The sequence below is a fragment of the Eudoraea sp. genome (assembly GCF_049665975.1).
Lineage (GTDB): Bacteria > Bacteroidota > Bacteroidia > Flavobacteriales > Flavobacteriaceae > Eudoraea.
In genome coordinates this window covers 1-1,727 of the sequence record NZ_JBATGR010000194.1, presented here as the reverse complement: position 1 = coordinate 1,727, position 1,727 = coordinate 1, and the positions used below count along the sequence as shown (strand labels likewise).

Genomic DNA, 1,727 nt, shown 5'->3' with positions numbered 1-1,727 from the left:
ATTTTTATGCAGTAAAGAAAATTATCTATGTTCTTTCTAACAAATGAATTTTAGCATAGATATAAAAGTATGCTTTCAAAAGTTTATGGTAGTGCCGTTTTTGGAGTAGAAGCAACCACCATAGCTGTAGAAGTCAATGTGGATAGGGGAATAGGGTATCATTTAGTTGGTCTGCCCGATAATGCCATCCGCGAAAGTAATTTCAGAATTGCAGCAGCTTTACTCAATAATGGCTATAAAATTCCGGGGAAAAAAATCACTATCAATATGGCCCCGGCCGATTTAAGAAAAGAGGGCTCGGCTTATGATCTCACCCTTGCTCTTGGTATCCTTTCGGCTTCGGGCCAAATTGTGGCAGAGGAATTAGAGCGATTTATAATTATGGGTGAAGTTTCTCTAGACGGTAGCCTTCAACCTATTAAAGGTGCATTGCCTATTGCCTTAAAAGCGAAGGAAGAGGGATTTAAAGGGTTTATTCTTCCCAAAGTAAATTCCCGTGAAGCGGCCATTGTGGAAGGTCTGGAAGTATTTGGGGTGGAAAAAATGGTTGAGGTTATTGCATACTTTGATAAGGGTGTTCCTTTAGAACAGACTCATGTGGATATTAGCGCAGCGTTTTATAAAAATCTGGAGTTTCCGGAGCATGATTTCTCAGACGTAAAAGGACAGGAAAGCATAAAACGTTGCATGGAGATTGCAGCCGCAGGGGGGCATAATATTATTTTGATTGGTCCGCCCGGAGCAGGAAAAACGATGCTGGCTAAGCGATTACCTTCAATATTACCTCCAATGACCTTACAGGAAGCTTTGGAAACCACCAAAATACATAGCGTGGTGGGAAAGATTAAGAACATGGGTTTAATTTGCCAGCGTCCGTTCAGAAGTCCGCACCATACCATATCGGACGTCGCCCTCGTCGGAGGCGGGGCCTATCCACAACCGGGAGAGATCTCCTTGTCGCATAATGGGGTGTTGTTCTTGGATGAATTACCTGAATTTAAACGGGGTGTATTGGAGGTAATGAGACAGCCTTTGGAAGACAGAGAAGTAACTATTTCAAGGGCCCGGTTTACGGTTACCTATCCCAGCAGTTTTATGCTGGTGGCGAGTATGAATCCCAGTCCCTCCGGTTATTTCAATGATCCGGATGCACCGGTTACGTCCTCTCCCATGGAAATGCAACGCTATTTAGGGAAGATTTCAGGGCCTTTACTGGATCGCATAGACATTCATATAGAAGTTACCCCGGTTCCTTTTGAGAAGCTATCAGAAGACCGCAAAGGGGAGGGGAGTATCGCTATTCGAAAAAGGGTTACTGAAGCGCGTGAGATTCAGACAGAACGTTTTGATGGATTGGAAACAGTACATTATAACGCCCAGATGAATACCAAGCAGATCAGGGAACATTGCAGCTTAGATTCCGCATCTCTTAGTCTATTAAAAAGTGCTATGGAACGGCTTAACCTGTCGGCAAGGGCCTATGACCGGATTTTAAAAGTGGCGAGGACCATTGCGGATCTGGAGGCTGCCAAAAATATTATTGGGCACCACATAGGAGAGGCTATTCAATACAGGAGTTTGGATAGGGAAGGATGGTTGGGGTAGTAAAAGTATGAGGGACGATATAATAAGTAAGTAAGCTGATAAGACACGAGCGTGACGCTCGCGCTAACCGGGGGATAGGGAAGGATGGTTGCGGTAGTAAAAGTACGAGGGACGATATAAGA

The 1,727-nt window shown here is 44.2% G+C and carries 1 protein-coding gene; it reads left to right on the top strand.

The window, feature by feature from the left end; all coding sequences use genetic code 11:
- Window positions 1–69: 69 nt before the first annotated feature.
- The gene (locus tag WBN20_RS07280; protein WP_424281220.1) at window positions 70–1,605 is read left to right on the top strand and encodes a YifB family Mg chelatase-like AAA ATPase; all 1,536 of its coding nucleotides are present in this window, start codon (window positions 70–72) and stop codon (window positions 1,603–1,605) included.
- Window positions 1,606–1,727 lie beyond the last annotated feature (122 nt).

What these genes read in the sequence shown, in the direction of transcription:
- WBN20_RS07280 (WP_424281220.1), top strand. Translation starts at nt 70, where the DNA reads ATGCTTTCAAAAGTTTATGGTAGTGCCGTTTTTGGAGTAGAAGCAACC.